16 protein-coding genes and 1 pseudogene are annotated in these 17,725 nt (G+C 44.3%); 4 read left to right on the forward strand and 13 right to left on the reverse strand.

Annotation, left to right across the window (positions count from 1 at the left end; translation table 11 throughout):
- Nucleotides 1–34 precede the first annotated feature (34 nt).
- Both LJE12_RS11045 and LJE12_RS11050 read left to right on the forward strand, forming a co-directional pair.
- Entirely contained in the window at nt 35–2,671 is a 2,637-nt protein-coding gene (locus LJE12_RS11045) for a cation-translocating P-type ATPase (RefSeq protein ID WP_227226966.1), read from the forward strand.
- Nucleotides 2,672–2,748: 77 nt separating this feature from the next.
- Nucleotides 2,749–3,534, forward strand: a complete 786-nt coding sequence (locus LJE12_RS11050) for an HAD hydrolase family protein (RefSeq protein ID WP_227226965.1) — start codon at nt 2,749–2,751, stop codon at nt 3,532–3,534.
- Between the two features lie 53 nt (nt 3,535–3,587).
- Here the strand turns inward: LJE12_RS11050 and LJE12_RS11055 are convergent, their stop codons facing one another.
- From LJE12_RS11055 to LJE12_RS11065, 3 genes are all read right to left on the reverse strand, one after another.
- Nucleotides 3,588–4,292 carry an AIM24 family protein gene (locus LJE12_RS11055; RefSeq protein ID WP_118330476.1) on the reverse strand — a complete coding sequence of 235 codons (705 nt, stop codon included), beginning with the start codon at nt 4,290–4,292 and terminating at the stop codon, nt 3,588–3,590.
- A 17-nt stretch (nt 4,293–4,309) separates the two neighbouring features.
- Nucleotides 4,310–5,110, reverse strand: coding sequence for a TerD family protein (locus LJE12_RS11060; protein WP_118521508.1), 801 nt, complete (start codon nt 5,108–5,110; stop codon nt 4,310–4,312).
- A gap of 174 nt (nt 5,111–5,284) precedes the next feature.
- A complete protein-coding gene (locus LJE12_RS11065) occupies nt 5,285–7,045 on the reverse strand; it encodes a DUF885 domain-containing protein (RefSeq protein ID WP_227226964.1) in 1,761 nt (586 codons plus the stop codon).
- 205 nt (nt 7,046–7,250) lie between these two features.
- Here LJE12_RS11065 and LJE12_RS11070 point away from each other — a divergent pair, with 205 nt between their 5' ends.
- A complete protein-coding gene (locus LJE12_RS11070; RefSeq protein ID WP_227194464.1) occupies nt 7,251–7,997 on the forward strand; it encodes a C40 family peptidase in 747 nt (248 codons plus the stop codon).
- 592 nt (nt 7,998–8,589) lie between these two features.
- Here LJE12_RS11070 and LJE12_RS11075 read toward each other — a convergent pair.
- The 9 genes and pseudogenes from LJE12_RS11075 to LJE12_RS21080 form a co-directional block, all read right to left on the reverse strand.
- Complete coding sequence (locus LJE12_RS11075; RefSeq protein WP_008705345.1) at nt 8,590–9,207, reverse strand: V-type ATP synthase subunit D; 618 nt, start codon at nt 9,205–9,207, stop codon at nt 8,590–8,592.
- Nucleotides 9,208–9,225: 18 nt separating this feature from the next.
- A complete protein-coding gene (locus LJE12_RS11080) occupies nt 9,226–10,608 on the reverse strand; it encodes a V-type ATP synthase subunit B (RefSeq protein WP_055151808.1) in 1,383 nt (460 codons plus the stop codon).
- Nucleotides 10,609–10,670: 62 nt separating this feature from the next.
- Nucleotides 10,671–12,443, reverse strand: coding sequence for a V-type ATP synthase subunit A (locus LJE12_RS11085; RefSeq protein ID WP_008705342.1), 1,773 nt, complete (start codon nt 12,441–12,443; stop codon nt 10,671–10,673).
- A complete protein-coding gene (locus LJE12_RS11090) occupies nt 12,436–13,023 on the reverse strand; it encodes a V-type ATP synthase subunit E (protein ID WP_025578303.1) in 588 nt (195 codons plus the stop codon). The genes LJE12_RS11085 and LJE12_RS11090 overlap by 8 nt, the downstream gene beginning before the upstream one ends.
- 162 nt (nt 13,024–13,185) lie before the next feature.
- Nucleotides 13,186–13,494, reverse strand: coding sequence for a V-type ATP synthase subunit F (locus tag LJE12_RS11095; RefSeq protein ID WP_008705340.1), 309 nt, complete (start codon nt 13,492–13,494; stop codon nt 13,186–13,188).
- Between the two features lies 1 nt (nt 13,495).
- The gene (locus LJE12_RS11100) at nt 13,496–13,927 is read right to left on the reverse strand and encodes an ATP synthase subunit C (protein WP_008705339.1); all 432 of its coding nucleotides are present in this window, start codon (nt 13,925–13,927) and stop codon (nt 13,496–13,498) included.
- A gap of 144 nt (nt 13,928–14,071) precedes the next feature.
- Nucleotides 14,072–16,012: a V-type ATP synthase subunit I gene (locus LJE12_RS11105; protein ID WP_055151805.1), complete on the reverse strand. Its 1,941-nt coding sequence runs from the start codon at nt 16,010–16,012 to the stop codon at nt 14,072–14,074.
- A gap of 67 nt (nt 16,013–16,079) precedes the next feature.
- Nucleotides 16,080–17,123, reverse strand: coding sequence for a V0D/AC39 family V-type ATPase subunit (locus LJE12_RS11110; RefSeq protein ID WP_022380359.1), 1,044 nt, complete (start codon nt 17,121–17,123; stop codon nt 16,080–16,082).
- A gap of 170 nt (nt 17,124–17,293) precedes the next feature.
- Nucleotides 17,294–17,362, reverse strand: a pseudogene (locus LJE12_RS21080) (DUF6783 domain-containing protein); the annotation flags it as partial.
- Here LJE12_RS21080 and LJE12_RS21085 point away from each other — a divergent pair.
- Nucleotides 17,334–17,396: a DUF6783 domain-containing protein gene (locus LJE12_RS21085; RefSeq protein ID WP_368205631.1), complete on the forward strand. Its 63-nt coding sequence runs from the start codon at nt 17,334–17,336 to the stop codon at nt 17,394–17,396. The pseudogene LJE12_RS21080 and the gene LJE12_RS21085 sit on opposite strands and share 29 nt — an antisense overlap.
- A gap of 9 nt (nt 17,397–17,405) precedes the next feature.
- Here LJE12_RS21085 and LJE12_RS11115 read toward each other — a convergent pair whose 3' ends face one another.
- Complete coding sequence (locus tag LJE12_RS11115) at nt 17,406–17,717, reverse strand: hypothetical protein (protein WP_119252765.1); 312 nt, start codon at nt 17,715–17,717, stop codon at nt 17,406–17,408.
- Between the last annotated feature and the right edge of the window lie 8 nt (nt 17,718–17,725).

Raw genomic sequence — 17,725 nt, forward strand, 5'->3', positions numbered from 1 at the left:
CAGTTGCAAAACCCGAAAGAGGAGGTTAATTATTATGAATGAAATAAACAAAGAGGAGCGAATGCAGGGCCTGTCCGGACAGCAGGTCAGCGAGAGCAAGGCGAAGTACGGCACCAATGAGCTGGCGAAGAAAGAGACAGAATCACTCTGGTCCATGTTTATCGGTGCATTTGATGACATCTGGATCAAGGTATTATGTGCGGCTCTGGCTCTTAAAGTTATCCTGGCTGTGCTGGGAATCTTTGTCCCTGCATTATCCGGCGGAAATGATGTTGTGGAGATCATCAGTATTGTGATTGCAATCGCACTTGCTACCGGTTTCAGTACCCTGTCAGAGTACAGAAATACTTCAAGAAGTGAGGCGCTTCAGGAAGAATACAGCAAGACCTATGCCAAAGTTGTAAGAGACGGAAAGCTGGTCAATATTCTTACCAGTGAAATCGTTAAAGGTGATACGATTCTTATCCAGGCAGGAGATAAGGTTCCGGCAGATGGTCTGTTATTTGAAGGTAAGATCAAAGTATCTCAGGCGGCATTAAACGGTGAATCAAGAGATGAGAACAAAGCAGCAGTAACCAATATGGACGAGGCAGAATCTACGGATTACTCCTCACATGGAAAAGTCTTTATGGGTTCTGTTGTGACTTCAGGCGAAGGTTACATGATCGCAACTGTTATCGGAGACAGTTCTGAATTAGGAAAGATAAACAAAGCTCTGACAGATACCTCCGAGGAAGAAGAGCGAAAAGATACTTCTAGCCTGAAGCTGGAGGGTGTGGCAGCAGGTATCGGTAAACTGGGTGTGTCAGCTGCAGCGATCGCAGGTATCCTTCATGTTGTCCTGACTCTGATCAGGGCAGATCAGGCAATCACTGTTGTTTCCGTTCTCCTTGTAATAGCGGAAGCAGTTATGCTTATGGCTTCTATCGTGATCATGGCAGTTCCGGAGGGACTCCCGATGATGAACAGTCTGGTTCAGTCAATGAATACAGAGTCCATGTATAAAAAGAATATCCTTGTCAGCCACAAGGCGGCATTTTCAGATTCTGCTTACATGAACGTGCTGTTCAGTGATAAAACCGGAACGATCACACAGGGTAACTTGTCACTGGTAGAATTTATCACAGGTAACGGTGAGATTGTTGATTCCATCCAGAGCAGGGAGTTTATAGAAGCTATCACTCTGAATAACCTTGCAAAGATTTCCTCAGAAGGAAAGGCAATCGGAAGTAACAACATGGACAGAGCACTGCTCTCTTATGCCATCAATCATGGTTATAATGATTCTGACAATGATCCGGAGAAGGTAGAAGAGATCAGCGGATTTGATTCTGAGAAGAAATGTGCCACTGTAATACTGAAAAACGGACTTGTTTACTGGAAGGGTGCTACAGAGAATATCATTGATAAAGTAACACATTACATGCTTCCGGACGGGGAAGAAAGAGAGTTTACAAAGGCAGATAAAGATAAAGTAGAAGAACAGATGCATGCACAGGCAAAGAGAACTATGAAGCTGCTCTCCGTAGCGAAAATCAGTGATGGAAAGACTGTTCTTATGGCAGTTCTGTGTCTGCGTGATAATGTCAGAACAGATGCGGTTGAGACTGTTCAGATTCTCAATGATGCAGGAATCCAGGTAGTTATGGTTACCGGTGATGCAGAGGAAACTGCAGTAGCCATTGCAAAAGAGGCAGGTATTCTTGCAGATGAGAAGAAGGATGTGGTTCTTACCCATGAAGAAATGGAGAAATTATCAGATGAAGAGCTGAAGAAAGTTCTCCCGAACCTGAGAGTGGTAAGCCGTGCGAAACCGCTTGATAAGAAAAGACTGGTATCTCTTTCACAGCAGATTGATAATGTCTGTGGTATGACCGGTGACGGTGTGAACGATGCTCCCGCATTAAAACAGGCAGACATTGGTTTTGCAATGGGAGATGGTACAGCAGTTGCACAGGAGGCAGGAGATGTTGTTATCCTTAATAACAGTCTGACTTCCATTAAAGACTGTGTGCTTAACAGCAGGACTATGGCGAAATCTGTTGGAAAATTCCTCATTTTCCAGCTTACTGTAAATATCAGTACTCTGTTAATGAATATCATTGCACCGATCCTGGGATGGACAGAGCCGTTTTCCATTGTCCAGATCCTTTGGATCAACCTGATCATGGATACACTGGCTGCCATGGCGTTTGGTGGAGAACCTATTCTTGACAGATATATGAAAGATCAGCCGGCAAAGAGAACAGATAATATTCTGACTCCGTACATCAAGTCAGCGATCGGAGTAAGTGCAATATTTATTACCCTTGGTTCTATCCTGATACTTGAGAATATCGGCGGCATTACCAGTTGGGTAATCCCTGCGGGCTGTGCAGATCCGGAGCTTTATGAGAAAACATTTATGTTTGCGTTCTTCATTTATGCGATTATCTTTAACAGTCTGAATACCAGATCTGAGAAGTTTAATCTGTTTGAGCATATCGGGGAGAATAAGAACTTCGTACTGGTAATGGGAGCAATCTTTGTTCTTCAGACCATTATCATTGAAATCGGCGGAAAAGTATTTAACACAACTCTGCTTGAGCCAAAGGCATTACTGGTATCCATGGTACTTGCAGTACTTATTATACCGGTGGATCTTATCAGAAAAGCAATCATGAGCAGGTAAACAATACGTATGAAATAATAATTATGGGGCTGTCGCAGGTAATAACAGTGCGGCAGTCCCATTTTTGGAGGAAGCGAATGAATGGCATTTTATGCGCGGACATGGACAATACCATAATATATTCGTATAAGCGCAATATCGGTGAAAATAAATTAAATGTTGAGTTATATAATGGAAGAGAAATCTCGTTTATTTCTGAAAAAACGCATGATCTGTTGAAAAAAGTAAGTGAGAAGATGACTATCATACCAACATCCACAAGGACGGAAGAACAGTATAAACGTATTGATCTGGATATAGGAATCGTACCCTATGCCCTTGTCTGTAATGGAGGAGTACTGCTGGTAAATGGTAAGCGTGACAGAGAGTGGTATCTGGAGTCGCTGCAAATGATCCGGAACAGCAGACCGGAAATGGAAAAAGCGCAGCAGATTCTTGCCGGGGATTCCAGACGAAAGTTTGAGCTGAGATTTCTAGATGAGCTTTTTATTTTTACAAAATGTGAAAAGCCAGAGGAAGTGATTAAAGATCTGCAGGCAAAACTGACTACGAAGCTGGTGGACGTATTTCATAATGGAGAGAAGGTGTATGTTGTTCCTGTAAATCTGAGTAAGGGAATGGCTGTGAGAAGACTTCGAAAGAGGTTGCAGCCTGCATATATCATAGCAGCCGGAGACAGCGAATTCGATGTTTCCATGGTGGAAGAAAGCGACCTGGGATTAGTTCCGGCCGGATTTAAAAAGATTTACGGTAATGGTAGCGACAGATTCAAAGAGACAGTGATGGAAATGGAGGCAGGAAGACTGTTTTCGGAAACATTACTTGAGAAATGTTTGGTTTTATATTTTAAAGAGCCGGACTGACTGCAATTCTATAAAATATTGCAGTCAGTCCGGCTCTTTGTTATATCAGGCTGTTAATCCATACTGACGCGGATTCCGCTCTGACGTTCAGATGGCTGAATGATAACCGTAACATTATCTCCACCATGCCACTCAAACTGATAAGACTCTCCGGAAGTCTGGCCGATGAAAGTTTTCCAGGATACATCGGCAGTGACACTGGGATCACAGTGTCCGTTTCCAATCCAGCAGATCACAGCATCCGGATCTACGGAAATGGTATTATTCCTGCCAACATTGCTCAGTACAACAGGGTTGCCGTCTGACAATACGGCAACATATGCATTCCTGCCTCTGGCCGTAAGTGTGGAAGTAGCAAGACCTTTTTGGGAAAGTACACCCACACCGATGAAACGGACGCTGTAATCACAATCCTGGGTAAATGCCAGAATATTCTCGGATTCAACGGAGATGGTTTCGCCCTGCGCCAGCTGATAGATGACAACGTGCTGTCCGTAATTGGCGTAATATGTAACGGAATCACCGTTCAGACTGACCTTCATCAGCGGAATATTTTCTCCTGTGACTCTTCTGGCAAGCTGTCCAAATAAAGCCTGTCCGACACTCTGCTGTGGACCAAGAAGTACCTTTTCAAAACGGTAATTCTTTGGACCGCAATTATCTCCGGCTATAAAAGCTCCGGCTTTTACAAAAAGAACATCGCTGCCGGTGCATGTAACTTTCAGTGTTAATTCGTTGATGGTTTCAAATGACAACATGATAGTGCCTTCCCTTCTCAGATTACCTGAACCCCATATAGCTCGCAGAGCCCGGCGAGATCTCTTGTGACTCCGTTTCCGATTGCATTGAATTTCCAGATTCCATTGTGTCGGTACACTTCTCCGATCATCATGGAAGTGACGTTGGAATAGTATTCGTCCATTTTGAAGCTGACCAGCTCTGTATCAGAAGTATCGGTGATTTTTATGTAGGCATCTCTCAGCATACTGAAATTCAGATGTTTTTCCAGTGCTTCGTTTATAGTAAGGACAAAAACGATTCTGGATACAGCAGGATTCAGTCTGTTAAAGTCCACAGATATGATCTCATGATTCTCTTCCTGACCTGCCCCAAAAGCAGTACTTCCATCCGGGCTTGTTTCCTGACCGTAGAAGACAAACCAGGAATCGCCGATAACCTTGCCTGTATTATTCAGAAGAAAAGCGGATACATCCACATCACATTCAGGATTAGTGATGTCCCATCCCAGATATGCCCGGATTCCTGTAATCCGGGCATTGGTTTCGAGAGAAACCTTCTGTCCCTTTCGAGCAGGATTTTTTAAGATTGGGACAGTTCTGGCGGCAGATTGAGCTGTAGTTCTGACAGAAGATGAATCAGCAGACGGAGCGGTGGCTCTGACAGAAGATGAAGCTGTAACTGGCGCAGAGCGGGTATGGGGGGAATTTCTGCAGCTCATATTATTGATGCTGCCTATGCTGTGTGAGGATAATGGTTCCATGACTTTTTTAGTGTTGATAGTCAGAACGGTCTGTCTGTTTACTGCACCTGACAGATTTTCCGGTACATTAAGCATAATTGAACGTCACCTCCAATGATAAATATTTGGTAATTATTCAGCAGTATCCTTACAGTGACAGGTCAAAATATCCTGCAAAATAGCAGACTGCTGAATAATTACAAACAGATATAAATATTCTAAAATGTTTTACAGAAAATGTCAAACCGTAACGAGTGAACAGTAATTCGTTTATTTCATGTATTTTTCCAGAACCGGAAACTGTACAGGTCCGATGTCCAGAATCCGGCGGTGAAATTCTTTCAGGTCGAAATCATCTCCAAGTCTTTTCTGACAGACTGTTTTCAAGTCAAGGAAATTCAGATATCCCCAATAGTATTTCAGATAGTTACCGGGAGTTTCCACAATATACTGATAGATTTCGGCAGCAGTAGAAGCATTGTTGATGCCAAATGCTTTCAGAAAGACAGCAGTGCGGGATGCATCCCAGCCCCTGTAATGAATGCCGATATCGATCAGGGAGTAAATACACAGATTCATACTCCGGTTTAACCAGGCAAGCCGGACGGCATTTTTGGCAGAATCCGGATCATTCATAAGGGAGGCGGCATATTCATAGCCGTAGGATTCCACGTAGGTTGCCCAGCCTTCCACATAGCCGGAGGAGGTGACCAGATATCTGATGTCAGAGGGATTGTTTCCGGCAAAAGAAACTGTCTGGTAAAGGTGGCCGGGAAATCCTTCATGTGCCAGTGTGCCGAAAAGTTCCAGAGAAGAGGTGCGCCCGGAATCATTGATGTAGATCACGTTGGGGCTTCGGGTATCCACAGGCGGTGTGAGGTAAAAAGCAGGACTTAAGAATTTCTTCATGGAAGGATGGACGGTGCGGAGTTCGTAAGTGGCATCTTTCAGTTCCGGGAAATCTTTTTCCATCAATTCCGGAAGCTTCTCCAGCATCTGAGTTGGTGTCAGTGTAAGTTCACTGGAACATTGATTCAGCCTGTCGATCAGGGAGGGATCCTGTTTCAGCAGAGAAGATATCTCCCGGTAATCGGACAAAAGCTGAGCTGACATCCTTTTCTCGATTTGTCCGACAGGTACATAGGTTCCTGTCTGGCTTTGCAGCAGGTAAAGGTAATATTCACGCCCACCCTCAAAAAATGCCAGGCCCCGGCTGCTTTTGCCTGTACCGCGAAGACTTTCCAGACTGTCTGCCAGTTTCTGATAAGCGGGGATCACTTCGGTTAAGATCAGCTTATGATGATATGTACAGAGTTTTTTCTGATCCTCTCTGCTTAATACAGGATTGGAGAATGCTTTCAGTTTCTGTGCAAAAATATCATCCATGTAGTTGGAGTCAGGATTTGCGACAAAAGAATGGCATTGTTTCAGGATACGGTCCAGAGTTGTGTCACTCATGAAAAGCCCTGCCTGGGATTTCTGCTTTTCCAGTTTTATAATGCTTTGAAAATATGGCCTGACGGTACTCAGAAGTTTCAGATAATCAGAGATATCTTCTTTTGTCCGGAAAGTATATTCCGCCAGAAGAATGGGAAGTTGTGCCTGCACACCCAGGCCTGGTCCCAGCGGCTCATCCAGGGCGCTGTTTTTTCCAAGGGAGGCTCTGGTGTGAAAATAGAGAAGAAGCATATCACAGGTAAGCCGGTTTTCTTCGGAGAGCCTGGAATAGGCAAAGGATTTCAGCTCTTTCTCATATTCCTGACAGAGACTGGTGGTCTTAGCCGGGTCAGAAAGTGCAGTTCCAAGAGTTGCCTCGGGCTTTCTGATACCTTTTTTTTCAGGGTGTGCAAGAGTGTAGTGAAGGGTGAGGTTATTGCTGCATACTTCGGACCGGAATAATTTTTCCGTAAAGGTCTGAAAACGGGAGTTTTCAGAAACAAAGTGGTCGGAGAGAACACCCATGCTGATGCCAATGGCAAAGACCAGACACAGGCTGAGGATTCTTTTGGGGATATTTTTATGAATACGCATATCCACCTCGGAAGCTGTTTTTTACTATCTTATTGAAGGAAAGCATGAAGTATGCTTTCAGTAACATAACATCCTTTCAAATGCCCGCCACACTTTTTTCATTTGACAAAATTGGGATGTTATGTTAACATACACAAATGTGTAACAAAACGTAATAAAAATGTAATAATTTTACAGCGATGTATAACAGGAGTTGATTAGTAAAATGAATAATAAAATAAAGACAATTTTGATGGCAGCAATTATGAGCTCTGTGGTTCTGACACAGGGGGTATGTGTAAGCGCAGCACAGTTTGATGATGGCGCATCAGCGTTTTCTGATGGAACAGGAAGTGTAAGTGCTCTGGCAAGTACACTGGCGAAGCAGACAGAGGAACAGACACAGGAGTTTGTTGCGAAGGAAGAGGAAGCTGCACAGATCAGAGAGGAACGCAGAGTGGAGAAAGCGCAGAAAGCTTCCGAAAAAGCAGAGCAGGAGAAAGAAGATGCTCTGCAGTTTATTCAGCAGACAGTAGAAGAAACTAAGAAAAAAGCGGAGGAAGAGGCCAGAAAGAAAGCTGAAGAGGAAGCGAAGAAGGCAGAGGAACAGCGTCTTGAGAAACGTCAGGCGGTTGTGGATTTTGCACTGCAGTTTGAGGGAAATCCGTATGTTTACGGCGGAACAAGCCTGACAAACGGTGCAGACTGTTCAGGATTTGTAATGTCTGTATTTGCTAATTTCGGATACAGTCTTCCACGTGTGGCTGCAGCGCAGTGTGATGCTTCCACAAAGAAAGACATCAGTCAGCTTGAGCCGGGAGATCTGGTATTCTACGGAAGCGGATATGTTGACCATGTGGCACTTTATATCGGTGACGGCAAGATTATCCATGCCAGTGGTGCTGCAACGGGAATCAAGATTTCCAACTATGATTATGAGCAGCCGGCAGCTGTAGGTACGTTTATGGAATAGCTGTAATGCTTAAAATTATATGATTCGACAAATTGCACAAAGAATGTCGAGAGGTGGGAAAAGTGGATAAAGTCATACACACTCTATCCACATACCCGGTTATTGAAAAATCCCGTAAATTAAAGTTATACACAAAGTTATCCACATTATCCACATTTTATATGTGTGGAATACTCGATTTACATAAGTAAAAAAGAAACAGATGTTTTGTGTAAAATGATAAATCGACATTTTTGGACGAAAAAATCCACAAATCTATTGACTTTTTTATATTCTAAAAAACATATAATATTGTACAAAAAAGACAAAATATAATAATATATACATAAATAATCAGAATATTCGAAAAGATATTCTGCTGAAATCTACAACAACAATGAAAAAAAGAATACATTTGACAGAAACAGGAAATTTCCACATAGGAGAGACAGATGTGGATGAGAAATGCACAAAATGAATTCGAATGGGGATAACTTTTCACAGATATTATCCACACAGCATGAAGTCCTGTGTTAGATGTCCTTATCATACGTCAAATAAAAAAGCAGCCGGATGAATAATAAATATTCATTCGGCTGTTTTCAGATATACACTATTTCTGTTTCATCCGTTTGATGACTTTCAGACGGGTAAATTCCTCACGTTCTTTCTCCTCCAGTGCATTCTGGATATCTTTGGTCAGTGCCTCGTACTTCGGAATAGTGATATTCTTCAGAGCATTGGCACGTTTCTGAGTTTTCTTGATATTGGCTGCAAGGCGGATGGCTGCATTTTCCACCATGGACAGGCGGATGGACAGCTCTTTTACCTTTTCAAAGGCAGCCTTGGCTTCGTCCAGAGACATCTTTGTGCTGTAGTAGGCATAGGTGGGAGTGTTAGTGGTTTTGTCATATTCCACCAGAGGAATTTCCGTACCCATAACACTTCGGGTTTTAATGCGTATAGAGTTCTCGACAGGAACCGTACACGCAATCTGCTGGACAAAGGCGATACCAATCTCCATATTGGCTTTCTGCAGTGCTGTATAGGCAGTGCGGAAAGTCACATCAATCTGTGTCTGGATATCCTTTGCCTGATCGATCAGCTCCATCATTTCACGAATCAGGATGTTACGCTTCTTGTCCATCAGTTCATAGCCCTGACGGGAAAGCTTCAGTGAGTTCTTTGCAAGTATCAGGTTTCCCTTGGTGGGAAAGGTATTCGGATCCATGTAATCACCTCGCTTCTTTTAGCGTACTGTTTCGTGATAGTACTTGTCGAGGATCTTCGTATCAATTCGGTCGAGCTCTTCTTTCGGAAGAAGTCCCAGAAGCTCCCAGCCCTTATCCAGGGTTTCGGTGATGCTTCGGTTCTCGGTTTCGGACTGGCCGACAAATTCACTCTCAAAGGCTTTACCAAATACCAGATAGCGTTTATCCAGCGGGGAAAGCTCATCCTCACCGATAACGGAAGCAAGGGCTCTGGCATCTCCAACCTTTGCATAGCAGGAGAAAAGCTGATTTGCCACGTCCTGATGGTCTGCTCTTGTATAACCTTCACCAATACCGTCCTTCATCAGACGGGAAAGAGATGGCAGTACGTTAATAGGCGGATAGATTGCCTGTCCATGAAGCTGTCTGTCCAGAACGACCTGACCTTCGGTGATATAACCGGTAAGGTCAGGGATCGGGTGAGTGATATCATCGTTTGGCATGGTCAGGATCGGGATCTGGGTTACGGAACCCGGTTTGCCTTTTACGATACCAGCACGTTCGTACAGGGTTGCAAGCTCACTGTACAGATAACCCGGATAACCTTTACGGGACGGAATCTCACCTTTGGAGGAGGAAACCTCTCGCATGGCCTCGCAGAAGGATGTGATGTCTGTCAGGATGACCAGGATGTGCATTCCTTTTTCAAAAGCAAGATACTCTGCGGCAGTGAGGGCGATCTTCGGTGTAAGAAGACGTTCAACAACCGGATCATTTGCAAGGTTCAGGAACATAACTACATGGTCTGCGGCACCGCTTTCCTCGAAGGTACGGCGGAAAAATTCCGCTACGTCATATTTGACACCCATTGCCGCGAAAACAATGGCAAAATCTTCATCAGAGTCCTCTCCCAGAGAAGCCTGCTGTACGATCTGTGCAGCCAGCTTGTCGTGTGGAAGACCATTTCCGGAAAAGATCGGAAGCTTCTGTCCTCGGATCAGGGTGGTCAGTCCGTCGATTGCGGAAATACCGGTGTTGATATAGTTTCGGGGATATTCACGTGCTACCGGGTTCAGCGGCAGACCATTGATGTTTAATTTTACATCCGGGGTGATGTCCCCCAGACCGTCGATGGGCTGTCCGATACCGTTAAAGGTTCGTCCGAGGATTTCCGGGGAAAGCCCGATTTCCATGGGACGTCCGGTCAGCCGGGTATGGGTATTGCCTAAGGACATACCGTCTGTTCCTTCAAAAACCTGGATAACAGCTTTGTCCTCATAAATCTCAATAATACGGCCGATCTTGCGAGTCCCGTCATCCATGTGAAATTCTACGATTTCCTCATAGGAGGCATTCTTGACGCCTTCCAGGACCACCAGAGGTCCGTTTATTTCGCTTAAGCCTAAATATTCAATTGCCATAAACTTCTCCTCTCTGTTACGACTCATAGCCGTTTATGACTATGAATGTAACTGTTCCGGCATCAGCCGTTTTTTTCCATTATGTTATCATAGAAAGTATCAATGTCCTGCTTGTATTGGTCAAATTTATCAAGCTGATTATTTGCCACATCATATTTAATGGAAATAATTTTTTCAAAAATGTTGTTGCCCTCTTTCAGTACGGAAACCGGCATTCCACGGTTGATGAGTGCACGGCATTTTTCATAAAGATAGAGGATCGTTTCCATCATTTTAAACTGTTTTTCCATTGGTACGCAGGTGTCTTCTGCGTGAAAAGCGTTCTGCTGGAGGAAGCCCAGACGGATGACTCTGGCAATTTCCAGCGTCAGTTTCTGGTCATCCGGAAGAACGTCGCTTCCGATCAGCTTGACGATCTCCATCAGGGAGCTCTCCTGATTCAGGATTGCCATGAGCTGATTCCTGTCTGCTACAAATTTCGGGGAAACATGTTCTCTGTACCATGGAGTCAGGTCTTCCAGATATTCACTGTAGCTGGTGAGCCAGTGGATTGCCGGGAAGTGACGGGCATAGGCAAGGGATTTGTCCAGTCCCCAGAAGCAGCGGACGAAACGTTTGGTATTCTGTGTGACAGGCTCTGAGAAGTCACCACCCTGTGGAGAAACTGCTCCGATAATGGAGACAGAGCCTTCGGTTCCGTTTAAGTTCTGCATCATTCCTGCACGTTCATAGAATGCGGACAGCTTGGATGCCAGATATGCAGGGAAACCTTCCTCTGCAGGCATTTCCTCCAGACGGCCGGACAGTTCTCGAAGAGCTTCTGCCCAACGGGAAGTGGAGTCTGCCATGATAGCTACGTCGTAACCCATGTCCCGGTAATATTCCGCAAGAGTTACACCTGTATAAATAGAAGCTTCACGCGCCGCAACCGGCATGTTGGAAGTATTGGCGATCAATGTGGTTCTGTCCATCATCAGGTTTCCGGATTTCGGGTCGATCAGTTTACTGAAATCTTCCAGAACCTGAGTCATCTCGTTTCCACGTTCTCCGCATCCAATGTAGATGATAATGTCTGCATCAGACCATTTTGCAATCTGATGCTGAGTCATGGTCTTACCTGTACCGAAACCTCCCGGAACAGCGGCTGTACCGCCCTTGGCAATCGGGAAAAGAGTGTCCAGGATACGCTGACCTGTGACAAGTGGGACGCTTGCAGGGAAACGTTTGTGGGTTGGTCTCGGGATACGGATCGGCCATTTCTGTGCAAGTGCCAGATCTTTGGTGGTTCCGTCTGCGAACTGAATGGTTACGATCGGTTCCAGAATGGTGTATGCTCCGTCAGATGCCGCGTGGATAACTGTGGCTTCTGTAAGATTCGGAGGAACCATGGATTTATGGAGAATGGAGTCTGTTTCCTGAGTTTCTGCGATAACAGAGCCGGGACCTACAACATCTCCTTCTTTTACTATGATGTGAGTGTTCCATTTCTTTTCTGTGTCAAGAGAATCAACGCTGACACCTCGTGAAATATATTTGCCTGAGGCTTTGGCAATCTCTTCCAGAGGGCGCTGGATACCATCAAAAATATTGTGGATGATTCCAGGTCCCAGAAGTACAGAAATGGCATCTCCGGTTCCTGTAACTGTATCGCCCGGTTTCAGTCCTGTAGTCTCCTCGAAAACCTGTACGGTGGTCATGCCTTTCTTCAGGCCGATGATCTCACCTACCAGATGTTCCGGACCTACATAGACCATCTCGGAAATCTTAAATCCGCTGTCGCCCTTCAGATAAATGACGGGGCCGTTGACACCGTAGATAATACCTGTATTACTCATGTTCTGGTCCTCCGTCAAACTTGAATTCTTTGTATGCTGCCTCAAAATTTCCTGCAAAAGAGTGATCGATCAGGATGTTTTTCTGAGGAATCGTAGCGCGGATACCGCCAAGAAAAGAGTCCTTTGCAAGCTGGATAGCAGTACCTGTTGTATGCTGAAGCTTCTCTGCAAGAGATCTGTCCTCCGGAGAGAGATAGATGGTAATCTCATCATTTCCCGCGAAATCCAGAGCTTCTTTGATCTTAGCAGTTAAATAGTTCTCATACTCCGGAGTTTTGGTAAAGGATTCCAGAAGTCCTTTTACTTCGGAGAAAATTTTCTCTTTTAATTCGTTTTGTTTTCTGGTCCAGTCACGCTTGATCGTGAGCTGTTCTGCGGAGAGAGCCTTGTTTATTTCACGTCGGGCGCTGGCAGTTTCCGCTTTGATCTGTGTCTGGGCGTTTTCTTCACTGAGAGTTTTGTGTTCTTCTGCCATTTTCTCCAGAGCCGCTTTATGCTCATCGAGAATGGCTGCAGCTTTTTCGTGGGCTTCCTCTACAGTGATATCATAAAAATGGCTGAGTTTTTCATCAATTGTCATGTTAACACCTGCCTGTAATATTTAGATTGTAACTGTTCACTCCGTTCACAGTAACGTAGCCAAAATTCATTCCAGATTGCCTGCGGCAATGGGATTTTGGTTTGTATGTCTCGAGATAGTGGTGTGTGAACAGTAACATTAGATTTACTATTGGTAACTGTTTTACAGTTTTAAACCAATAGCTTCATTCACATATGAAGTGATAAAATCCGGTTTGCGGCCAGTACCGTGCCTGTCGGGAATTTCAATGATCAGAGGGGTTTTGTGATGAAGCTTTACATCATCTATAATTTCGGGAAACTCCCGGCCGAATTTCTCGGTCAGGAGTATGATTCCGATTTCTTTATTGGAGATAGCTTTCTGCAAAGCATCTTTTAATTCATCATGTGTGTGTACGACCACGCCCTCCACACCTGCCAGTCTCATCCCTGTGTAGGTATCGATATTGTCGCTGATCAAAAACATCTGCATCTTATAACTGTCCCAGGATCATGAAGGAGATGATTAGTCCATAAAGGGCAACACCTTCTGCAAGACCTACGAAAATAAGGGATTTACCAAGGATACTCTGATCCTCGCTGATAGCACCTAAGGCTGCGCTTGCCGCACTGGCAACGGCAATACCACCACCGATACAGGAAAGTCCGGTTACAAGGGCTGCTGCGATATAACCCATACCTGTTGCAAGTGTGCCTTCAGAGCCTGCAGCTGCCTGTACGGAAGAAGCACCTGTGAACATAACTGCAATGGCGATAAGCATAGTTCCAAAGAAGAAGAAGGCGTTTACACCGAGAGCTGTTTTGTAACGTCCGCGGTTTTTTTCACCGATGAGATAGTAGCCAAATGGAAGAATGATGCTGAGTACCAGTGCGATTGCTAAAATGATCTGTGCGATTGTTGTCATAATTAAATCTCCTCTTAGTTCTTGATTTTGCTGTTCATATATATCATATTTATTCGGCTTCGAATATCTGGCTGACCGACAGATATGGGTTTCCCGGGGATGATATATAAATGAAAATAGTATAATTTCTAATGATCTTTCTGTCTATTTTACAGAGCGGAACGGCTCAAATTTACGTCCTGTACCTTTGTAGAAGCGGCTGAACATTTCATAATATTCCAGACGAAGCACCTGGATACCAACGATCAGGCCCTCCATACCACATACAAAAAGGTTTCCCAGAACTACTACTATCCAGTTCAGGTTTCCGCTTTCTGCGCCTGCAAGCATGAGAACGACTTCCATCATCGCTGCATGGCTGACTGCGAAAGCTCCGATACGGACGAAAGAAAGGGTATTGGAGAAGTAGCTTAACAGGACTTCAAACATTTCAAAAAGTCCCTGTACAACGAACATTCCCTTCTCTTTTGGCATAACTTCTGATTTCTTCTCAATGAGGGCTGTAAGTGGCTCTTTCAAAAAGATCAGAATCAATGGTACGCCGAACATGATAAACAGTACGATTCCGCCGGGAAGTGTTTTGCCATTCAGTATAAGTGCAATGGAGACAACTGCAGAGCCGTAGAATACCAGACCAGCCACTGAGTTTGTATCAAACCAGATGTGTTCTACATCTCCGGCTTTCCAGGCATTCAGGATGTTAAATACCATACATAAAAGGATCAGGCACATACCAAAACCAATGGCAACAATAAATACTGTATTCAGCTTTCCGATAAACGGAACTGACATCATATTGTTCATCGGGCGAAGCCACAGGGCAGGTATCACATCTTCGAATCCGAAGATACTTCCGAACATAAATCCGAAGATTGTGGAGAATACACCTGCACAACTGATAATGCCTGCCAGTGTGATATGTTTGAATTTATAAAGCAGGAAACCACCGATAAAGAGCAGCAATCCCTGCCCCACATCACCGAACATTGCACCGAAAATAAAGGAATAAGTCAGTGCTACAAACCATGTTGGATCCATCTCGTTATAGGCCGGAAGACCATACATTTTGATGTACATTTCAAATGGTTTAAACAGTTTCGGGTTCTTCAGTTTGGTAGGTGGCTGCTGGTGGATGCCTGGCTTCAGATGTTCGTCCTCTTCACCGTCAATAATGCAGAAAATGCGGCTGTCGTCTTTGATATCATTCTGGAAAGAATGGGCATCTTTCTCTGTCATCCATCCACATAAGATATAGAAAACATCCTTATCCCCATGTGTACATGCTGCAAGTCTGCGCACATCAAAGTTACCGGAAAGCTGTGCGATAGCATTGCGTGATGCAACGATATCTTTCTGATTTCTAAGAAGAAAATCTGCTTTTTTCTGATCGGCAGATGCCAGATCAGCAGCAGCTCTGTTGCGTGTTTCAGTCAGTTGTTCGAAAGCTTCTTTTGCTGTTCCCTCATACGTATCCGGCATATAAATACGCTCGAAGTGCATGGAAGAATAGACGGCTTTTACTTTCTGGGCTTCGTGCTCCGGGACAAAATACAGACCCCAGACATACTGGTCATCTTCATCACATTTAATGAAAATTGTGTCCAGATTTTCGTAAATATACTTTTCAAATTTCTGGTAATATTCCTTCTCAATCCTTCCGAAACGGAAGTGGATGAACTGGAATTTCAGGATTGAGGAAATATTGTAATTAATATTTCTGAACGGGCGGATCACCCGCAGAGATTCATCCAGAGCTGCAAGCCGACTCTCCAGATCAGCACGTTTATTGCTTAGTTCCTGATAATCAGACTGAATCCGGCGGATTGTATTTAAAGCCTGTTCAGTATCCATGGGTTTGGCAGAAATCTTCTCCGGATCTGCCAGTTCATCATAGAAACTGTTGGCAGTAGAGAGTGCTTCCTTATATGGATTGATTTCCATAAACGGAGAAAGACTCTCTACTGCGGTCAGCTCGGAAAGGGCATTTTCCAGATGAATTTCGTACTTGGAAAGATAGGTGTTTACCACTCTGTCAATATCGGCCTTAGGACCGGTAATGCTCAGGAACTTCATTTTCTCAATCATAAATTCACCTCCTGGTTAATGTTCTTTAAACTGCGAAGCAGTTATTCAGTTATGCGCCATATAGAAATCAACTGTTGCAAATATAACGCATGGCTTCATCATGCTGCACACCATAACGTACGCATTCAATGGCGATAGTCAGGCGGTTTACTTCGTGTTCCTTGTTATACAGATAAGAATAGATCACTGCTACAGAATATGGATTTCTGTGAGATTCCTTCTCAAGGATCGAGCGGTGGATGTGGTTGTAGAATTCTTCCAGATTGGCTACGGTAAGCTGTTCATATTTGTTGCCGTACCATGTTTTCTGGAAAATTCTTCGACCTTCTTCGTATGAAGGTGCTTCCACCAAAGCTGTGATCTCTTCTTTCTTTAACTTATAATTTACAGGGATCAGCAGGGCATAAATACTTGCCGGATCCATGTTGTAATACCTTTTGGAACGCTGGATAAACTGCAGGTTCAGCATATCAAATTTCTCGCCGTAAGTGCAGGTAATCTCTTCCAGATCTTTACCTTTAAACAGCTTCTTACGGATGTTCCAGATCTGGGTAAAATAGTACAGATCCAGTGCCATACCATAGTCGAAGAGAAGTGCTGTTTCATGCTCCTGGATCTTCGAAAGCGGGATATAAAATTCGTTTCCTTTGAGGCAGGAGATCAGTTCCTCCATGGTGGAACAGGTAGTGATCCGGTCTACATCAATATTGGAATGCAGACGGAAAAATTCACGGTACGGAGAAACATCTACAGGATCCGTGTCGCGGTGATCGAAGATATTTGTCATGACTTCCTTCAGTACACGGATTTCATATCGCTTGGAATACAGATCCAGAAATTTACGCTGCTCCGGGTTGGCAAAGTGATAAATTCTGGAGAAATTCTGGAATATGGATTTCTTCAGAAGCTTCTCAATCTGGCCACGGTGCAGGGTATTTTCATCCAGTGCATCCCACCTGGAAGAGTATTCCGGCATTCGCTTCAGATAGGCGGCTACCTGCGTGACATCGGAGAGTTGGAGGATTTCCTCGAACTGATCCATGGTAGTAAGCCTGCTCTGCATTGCGCGGATTTTCGTGGAAAGTCCGCTGTAGGAGAGTACGCCTCCCATTGTTTTTCACTTCCTTTCCTGATGTCATCTAGTACATCGTTTTCGAAATAACTATACCACTCACTTGTCTGCAAATCCGAGTGCACAGGTCTAAAAGCCTCAGCGTAGCCCGCTACGCCTGCGTTTTTAGACCTGCACACTCGAATCCGCATCCTACGCGATTGGTATAGTTATTTACGAAACGATGTACTAGAGTGTGTCTGAAAAATCATTCCCGCAAATTGTGACGCACATCTTGCAGAAAGCCTTTTTCAGACACGCTCTAGCGTTTGAGACAGATCTTTACATAGCCAGTATTTTCTCAAACAATTCTCTGGAAAGTTGTGAGTGCTGCTGTTCGTAATGAGCATCCAGTGAAGAAAAGGTAGCGTCTGTGTCTGCACGTAACTGTGCCAGGCGGGAATCTTTTTCTTCTTCCAGTTGCTGACGGATCCGTCGAATCTGCTCTGCTGTCCGGGATTCCAGCTGTCTGTCATAATTTTTACATTTCTGTTCTGCCTCTTCAGAAAGCTGTTGCTTTTGCCGGTCGCAGTCTTCCATGATGCGTTGGGCTGTAAGCTCGATTTCAGATAATTTGTTAAGTATCTGCTCCATCTTCAACC

This window comes from Blautia sp. DFI.6.71 (assembly GCF_020593585.1).
Taxonomy (GTDB): Bacteria; Bacillota; Clostridia; order Lachnospirales; family Lachnospiraceae; genus Blautia_A; species Blautia_A wexlerae.